Consider the following 4,657-nt stretch of genomic DNA (forward strand, 5'->3'; position numbering starts at 1 on the left):
GAATGACGTACGCGGCGTTGGTGACACGCAGTGGCGCCGTACGCTCGGCGTCGGTCACCGGGCCCGTCGTGTGCCGGGCCACCGCCGCCATGACCTGCGGGTCGTCCAGGGCGATCGCCCGCTCCCGGGTGTCCTCGGGCAGTACCGCGCGGCCGGCCTCGGTGCACAGCACCACGACCGGGTCGGAGTCGTCGAGCACCAGGGCCAGCCGGTCCGCCGGGTGCCGGGGGTCCAGCGGGACGAAGGCTCCGCCGGCCATCGACACGGCCAGCAGCGCGACCACCGTCCCCACCGACCGCTCCGCGACGACGGCGACCCGCTGCTCGGGTCCCACGCCGAGACCGATGAGGTACCGCGCCAGGCGGCCCACCTCGTCCTCCAACTCGACGTAGGTCAGCGTCCGTTCGTCAGAGTCCAGGGCCATCGCGTCCGGCGTCCGGCGCGCCTGCTCCGTGAGCATGTCGGGCAGCGTCCCGCAGGGCGCTTCCGGCTGGATGTCCTGCCAGTCGCGGGTGACGCGGACCAACTCGTCTTCGTCCAGGAGTCCGATGCGGGCCAGCGGCGCGTGCGGGTCGGCCGCGAACCCTTCGAGCACCCGGTGCAGCATGGCCAGCACCCGCTCGGCGTCCGCGCGGTCGAACAGGTCCGTCCGGTGGTCGAGTTGCAGCTCCATCCGCTCACCCGGTGCGACGATCAGGCCGAGCGGATAGTGACTGGCGTCCCTTGTCCTGCCGTCCAGCCGGATGGTGACGGCGTCGGGTCCGTCCGGCTCCTCGGCCGCCGATCGCGGATAGTTCTCGTACACCACCAGCGTGTCGAACTCCGCGCCGGGTCCGGCGAGTTGCCTGATCTCGGTGAGCCCGAGGTGCTGGTGGCCCAGGAGGCTCACCTGGCGCGCCTGCAGCGTGGCGAGCAGTTCGGCGACGGTGCTGCCCCCGGCCAGTTCGACGCGGACCGGCAGGGTGTTGATGAACAGGCCGACCAGCGAGTCGGCGCCCGGCAGGTCCGTGGGCCGCCCGGCGACGGTGGTGCCGAACACCACGTCCTGCCGCCCGGCCAGCCGGGCGAGGACCATCGCCCACGCGGCCTGCACCACCGTGGCCATGGTGACGCCGCACTCACGTGCCAGCACCTCCAGTGCCCGCGTCAGTTCCGCGCTGCACTCGGTGAGCACGGCCTCGGGCCGCAGCGGCACCCGCGCGGGGTCGGCCGGGGCGACCAGGGTGGGCTCGTCCGCCCCGGCCAGCTCCGCGCGCCACGCGCTCCGTGCCGCCTCCCGGTCCTGCCAGCCCAGCCAGGCCAGGTAGTCGCCGTAGGAACGGATCGGCGGCAGTGCCCGGACGTCACCCCCGGCCCGGTACACCGTCGACAGTTCGTCCACCAGGACGGGCAACGACCAGCCGTCGAGCACAATGTGATGGGTCGTCATCACCAGCCGGTGCCGCCGCTCGCCGAGACGGATCAGCAGAAGCCGGAGCAGCGGGCCGCGCGCGACATCGAAGCCGGCCGACAGCTCCGCCTCGGACAGCCGGGCCGCCTCGGCCTCCGCCTCCGGCAGGCCGCTCAGGTCAGCTTCCTGCCAGGGAAGTTCGGCATGCCGGGCGACGACCTGCACCGCCTGGCCCGACCTGCGCCGCCGGAAGCCGGCCCGCAGGGCGCCATGACGGGCGAGCAGCCCCTCCCAGGAACGGCGAAGGCGTTCGGCGTCCAACGGCCCGTCGAGTGCGAGGGCCCGCTGTCCCGCATACACGTCGGACGCACCCGTACCGACGGCCGCGTGAAAAAGCAGCCCCTCCTGCAGCGGCGACAGCGGCCAGATGTCTTCGATGGCGGTCCGAGTCCGGGTCATCGCGTTGGTCTCCTCACAGCGGTCACAGCTTCGGTTCGGCAGCGCGGGCAGAGCGTCAGGGAGCAGGTCTCAGGAGTCGGAGTGAAGTGGGACGGAATCGGAGGGAATCAGCGGGAGTCAGGGACGGCCGGAGGCGGTCGCCCAGGGCCGAGGTCGAAGGTTCGAAGGCCGTAGTCGGAGGCGCATACGCGTCAGCCGTGGTCATCCGCGAACTCGGTTTCCAGGGCCTCGATTTCGTCCTGGTCGAGATCGAGCAAAGCGAAGTCGGAGGGTGTGTGGCCGCCGGCCGTCGGATCGGCGGTATGGGTTGCGATCCCCTCCAGTAGTTCCAGCCAGGTCCGGCCGAGATGTTCGGCCCGGTCCTCGTCCAGCAGCGTTGCGGGCCAGCCGAGGGTGACGGTCAGCAGTGGTCCGTCCGGGGTGTCGGTCACGACGGCGCCGACTTCCAGCGGGTGCAGCACCGGCATGTCCGGATCCGCCGTGCCGGACATCGCGCTGTCCCCGGCTGTCTGCCAGGCGCCGACCGGGCTCCCGCCCGGTCCGGTCCCGGCGAACCGGCCCAGATAGTTGAAGCCGATCTCCGGTGTGGGAAGGTCCGCCAACGCCCGTGCCGCCTCGGGATTCGCCCAGCGCAGCAGGCCGTGGCCCAGCCCGTCCCCGGGTACCGCCTGTACCTGTTCCTTCACCCTTTTGACCAGCACGCCGGCCGCGGCGCCGCCGCCCGCCGCGTCCTCCAGGTCGATTCCGGACACGTCCAGCCGCAGCGGATGCACCGCGGTGAACCAGCCCACGGTCCGGGACACGTCCATGCCCTCCGACAGCGGCTCGCGGCCGTGCGCCTCGACCTCAACCAGCAGGCCGCCGGCCCTGACCCCCGCTTCGTTCCCGTCCCCAGCCTCCGGACGCCACCGCGCCACAGCTCCGGCCAGCGTCGCCAGCAGCACCTCGTGCACTCCGCAGTGGAAGAGCGCAGGGGTACGGCCGACGAGTACGGCACTGCGGTCGGCGGGGAGGATCCAGTCGCGGCGGACCAGGGTCCGTACGGTGTCACGGGACGGATCGAGGGGACGGGACCCGACCACCGTACGCCCGGTGGTCCCCGAGAGCAGGGCCAGCCAGCCGTCCAGCTCCGCCGCCCGCTCCGGGCTGCGGGCCGAGCGCTCCAACTGGCGTGCCCAGGACCGGAACGAGGTGCCGGCCGACTGCAGGACAGTGTCGGGTTCGCGGCCGGCGGCCACGGCCTCGCAGGCCGCCCGCAGGTCGGGCATCAGCACCCGCCACGACACCCCGTCGACGACGAGATGGTGCACTACGAGGACCACGCGCCCGGTCCGGCCCGGACCGGCGTCCACCCACACGGCGAGCGCCATCACGCCCGCCACCGGATCCAGTCGCTCGACCGTGTCCCGGGCAGCGTCCCCGGCCACGTCGTCCAGGCCGTCGTCGGAGACACCCCCGGCGTCCACCCGCACGACTCTGCCGAACCCGTCGCCCCGACCGACGCCGTCGACACGGCCGAACGGATCCACCGTGCCGGGCTCCGGTACGACGAGCACCGGGCCGCCGGGCCCGTCCTCGACCCGGGCCCGAAGCATGCCGTGCGTGGCCAGCACCGCCTCCAACCCCGTCTCCAGCACGTCCGTGCTCAGCCCGGCGGGCGCGCCCACGGCCATCCACTGCGCGAACCGCGGCCGCAGCGCGTCCGCGCCCATGGACCGCATCACCGGCGTCCACGGCACCTCACCGGCCCCGCCGTCCTCGACCTCCTCGGACGTGTCCCCGGTCGCGACCGCCACCAGCGCCAGCCGTTCCGGGGTCTTCTCCTCGAAGACCTGGCGGGGCGTCACCGCCCACCCGGCCCGCCGGGCGCGGGAGGCGAGCAGCATCGACAGGATCGAGTCGCCGCCCAGTTCGAAGAACCCGTCCCCGACCCCCACCCGCTCCAGACCCAGTACCTCGGCGAACAGGGCGCAGAACGCCTCCTCGGCCGAGGTCTCGGGCGCCCGGGTGGCCACGGACGCGAGGTCGGGCGCGGGCAGGGCGGACCGGTCGACCTTGCCGTTGGGCGTCAGCGGGAAGTCGTCCAGGACCACCAGCGCCGACGGAACCATGTGCTCCGGCAGCCGGGTCGCCGCATGAGCCCGCACGGCGCTCACGTCCACCGCCCCGACGACGTACCCGACGAGTCGCCCGTCCCGTACCAGCACGGCCGCCCGCTCCACACCCGGGTGGGCGGCCAGGACGGCCTCCACCTCGCCCGGCTCCACCCGGAAGCCGCGGATCTTCACCTGCTGGTCGGCGCGGCCCACGAACTCCAGGCGGCCATCGGCCCGCCACCGCACCAGATCCCCCGTGCGATACATCCGCCCGTCGCCGTCACCGAACGGGCATGCCACGAACCGCTCCGCCGTCAGACCCGGCCGGTTCACATAACCCCGAGCCAGCCCATCCCCCGCGACATACAACTCACCGGCCACCCCAACCGGCACCGGCCGCAGAAAGGCGTCCAGCACGTAAGTACGGACATTGGGCAGCGGAGAACCGATGGCCGGCGGCGCCCCCTCCCGGGTTATCCCCTCACCCAACAAGACCGCTGTCGAGATCACCGTGGCCTCGGTCGGGCCGTAGGTGTTCCACACCCGAGCCCCTTCACGCCACTTCGCCGCCAGACCGGACTCCAGCCGCTCCGCACCCAGCACCCAGTTGCCGACCCCCGGAACCGCCTCCGGCTCCAGCGCCCACAGCAGCGACGGAACGACACTCGCCACCCCGACGCCGGAGGCCGCCATCATCGCGGCCAGCGCGGAA

General features: G+C 73.1%; 2 protein-coding genes. Both read right to left on the reverse strand.

Annotation, left to right across the window (positions count from 1 at the left end; all coding sequences use genetic code 11):
• Window positions 1-1,849 (reverse strand): condensation domain-containing protein (locus LQ326_RS46810; RefSeq protein ID WP_234545313.1); only part of this gene is annotated, 1,849 nt, incomplete at its 3' end.
• A 191-nt stretch (window positions 1,850-2,040) separates the two neighbouring features.
• A partial coding sequence (locus tag LQ326_RS46815) for a condensation domain-containing protein (protein ID WP_234545314.1) occupies window positions 2,041-4,657 on the reverse strand: 2,617 nt, incomplete at its 5' end.

Source organism: Streptomyces shenzhenensis, from assembly GCF_021462265.1.
GTDB classification, from domain to species: domain Bacteria; phylum Actinomycetota; class Actinomycetes; order Streptomycetales; family Streptomycetaceae; genus Streptomyces; species Streptomyces shenzhenensis.